Origin of the sequence: Chitinophaga sp. (assembly GCF_036569125.1) — a bacterium.
GTDB lineage: Bacteria > Bacteroidota > Bacteroidia > Chitinophagales > Chitinophagaceae > Chitinophaga.
Map to the genome: position 1 here is coordinate 1 of NZ_DATCRF010000164.1, position 2,400 is coordinate 2,400.

Genomic DNA, 2,400 nt, shown 5'->3' on the forward strand with positions numbered 1-2,400 from the left:
GCAGGCGCTTCGCGCGCAAAAGAAATTAAATGGCTGCAACAGACAAATAACGTAAAAAGCAGGGCTTTCGCAAACAGGAAGGCGATCCCGTTGCGTTTCGTGGAAGTACGCATATTGTTTCAGATTTTGGGTGCGAGGAAAAGGTTGATACTTTCTGCTACATGTTCATAACGTGGTTGCTAAAATAGCGGAAAGGCGGGGTGGAAAGAATGGAAAATCGTACAGATGTATGGATAAATTGGTGGGGGAAGCAGAGGCTAGACCTGCCAATAACCCATATTTGGGAATTTTTGTACCTTCCATGATAAGTAAATATCAGAATAAAATGAAAAGAAGGACCAATAGGGGGATGGCATTACGAACCGGGGTAGATAAAATACGCCATTATTTCCGGCTTTCTGCTTATAAAAAATTGAAGGAACAGGATCTCAGTGAGCTGGAAGAAAACGGCTTTGAAGCAATATTTGCAAATATTGGAAAACGTGCTGCTACCAATGCCATCAATGAAAATAAAGCATTAGGAATTCCTGTTACCTTCTGGCAGGATGGATGGGTAGTACGCAGAATGCCGGACGGTAGTATTGAACGGCTTCAGCAGGCAGCCCAGGTCAGGGAAAAACAATTCAGGAAAGGTACTGTACTTCATGTCAGAAAAACACACTAGCCGTATGCGGGTGTTCGCCGGCCCTAACGGATCCGGTAAAAGCACCACTGTTAAAGAAGTTCAACGCAATTTTTATACGGGCGTTTATATCAATGCAGACGATATAGAAAAAACCGGGCGGGAAAAAGGCTTTATTAACCTGGGCGACTATGGTTTAACCACCGATGAGACAACTTTCACTAATTTCCTCCAACAATCTACCCTATTTCAAAAAGCCAACCAGGAAGGGTTTCCAATAGATCTTGCATTTTCAGACAATATCATAAGAATAAGAAAGGATACTCATTCTTATGAAGCAGCTTTAATTGCTGAGTTCCTGCGCCAGTTGCTGATTGAAGAAGGCAATACATTTTCTTTTGAAACGGTGATGTCGCATCCCTCCAAACTGGATATATTCAGAAATGCCCATGCAGCCGGCTTTAAAAATTACCTGTACTTTATTGCAACAGTATCGCCTAAGATCAATATTGACCGCGTAGCGGCAAGGGTAAAAAAGGGAGGGCATGCTGTTGATCCACGTAAGATCGAAGAACGTTATTACCGCTCCCTGGATCTTTTAGCTGACATGATACCTTATTGCCACCGGTGTTACCTGATCGACAATTCACTGGAAGGAAAATATCGTCTGATAGCAGAAATTGAGGACAATGAAACAGTCATCATTCATAATGATGATATTCCGGATTGGGTTTATACCTATGCTATCCAGAAAATGGGATTTGATCAATAATTGCCTACAACCGCTCATAATCCTCCCGCGTATCCACATCCACCTCTCCCAACGGAAACGGCACCGCCGCCACTTCCTGCTCAAACTGCAGCAGCAGCTTTTTAGCGCCTTCCTGGCCTTTTAGTGCCAGCAGTTCGGGAAAGAAGAGCTTATCAAACAGTACGGGCACGCCCATGGTGTTCTTATAGTAGCTGGCTACAATGCCTTTGCCGGTGTCCAGCTTTTGCTGCATGAGCTGCTGCAGATGTTCAACACTCACATGGGGCTGATCGCATACCATTAAGATCACACCGGTGGCCAGGGGCGCTTTTTCCTGCAGGGCCGATATGCCGGTACGGATGGAGGAGCTCATGCCCTCTTCCCAATCCTTGTTCTCTATCATGGTCACCAGCTCTTTAGGAACTTCCGGGGAAATGATCATGGCGTGCGCGCCCAGCACCACTATCACGGGTGTGCAGCCTGAGCTCAGGGCTGTTTGTATGGCATGCTGCAACAGGGTTTTGCCCTGGTAAATAAGCTGTTGTTTGGGAGCTCCCATACGGGTGGAGGCGCCTGCGGCTAAGATGATAATGCCTGTCATAGTGAATGGATTAATGCAGTACAGCAGGTTCCCCGTTGTGCGGGGCATGAATAGGGGTATTTTTATCGCGCAGCGGGGCGCCACTGCGGTTGGATAGCACAGCTTTGATCTCCGCCATTACCGACAGCGCAATTTCTTCCGCGCCTTCTGCACCAATATCCAGGCCGGTGGGCCCATACACTTTCTGCAGCTGTTCCGGGGTAATAGTTACGCCGGCTGCGCGCAGCTCTTCCAGCATACGGTCCAGCTTCTTTTTAGGACCCAGAGAACCAATGTAAGGCAGCTCCAAAGGCAGCAGCTGCCGCAGCATGGCCAGGTCGTAGTTATAGTTGTGCGTCATGAGCACTACTGCGGTGCGGTCATCAATCACTACTTGCGACAAAGCCTGTTCCGATCTGGAAACCAGCACTTTACCAGCTTTCGGAA

4 protein-coding genes are annotated in these 2,400 nt (G+C 47.4%); 2 read left to right on the forward strand and 2 right to left on the reverse strand.

Going from position 1 to position 2,400, the window contains the following annotated elements; translation table 11 throughout:
* Nucleotides 1–229 precede the first annotated feature (229 nt).
* Together VIM87_RS05895 and VIM87_RS05900 are read left to right on the forward strand one after the other, a co-directional pair.
* The gene (locus VIM87_RS05895) at nucleotides 230–664 is read left to right on the forward strand and encodes a hypothetical protein (protein WP_331996083.1); all 435 of its coding nucleotides are present in this window, start codon (nucleotides 230–232) and stop codon (nucleotides 662–664) included.
* A gap of 4 nt (nucleotides 665–668) precedes the next feature.
* Entirely contained in the window at nucleotides 669–1,394 is a 726-nt protein-coding gene (locus VIM87_RS05900) for a zeta toxin family protein (protein ID WP_331996084.1), read from the forward strand.
* A 4-nt stretch (nucleotides 1,395–1,398) separates the two neighbouring features.
* Here VIM87_RS05900 and VIM87_RS05905 read toward each other — a convergent pair whose 3' ends face one another.
* Nucleotides 1,399–1,974, reverse strand: coding sequence for a nucleotidyltransferase family protein (locus VIM87_RS05905; RefSeq protein ID WP_331996085.1), 576 nt, complete (start codon nucleotides 1,972–1,974; stop codon nucleotides 1,399–1,401).
* A gap of 10 nt (nucleotides 1,975–1,984) precedes the next feature.
* On the reverse strand, nucleotides 1,985–2,400 hold a 416-nt coding region (locus VIM87_RS05910), incomplete at its 5' end, for an XdhC family protein (RefSeq protein WP_331996086.1).

Coding starts and splice junctions, on each gene's coding strand:
- VIM87_RS05895 (WP_331996083.1), top strand. CDS start 230: ATGGATAAATTGGTGGGGGAAGCAGAGGCTAGACCTGCCAATAACCCA.
- VIM87_RS05900 (WP_331996084.1), top strand. CDS start 669: ATGCGGGTGTTCGCCGGCCCTAACGGATCCGGTAAAAGCACCACTGTT.
- VIM87_RS05905 (WP_331996085.1), bottom strand. CDS start 1,974: ATGACAGGCATTATCATCTTAGCCGCAGGCGCCTCCACCCGTATGGGA.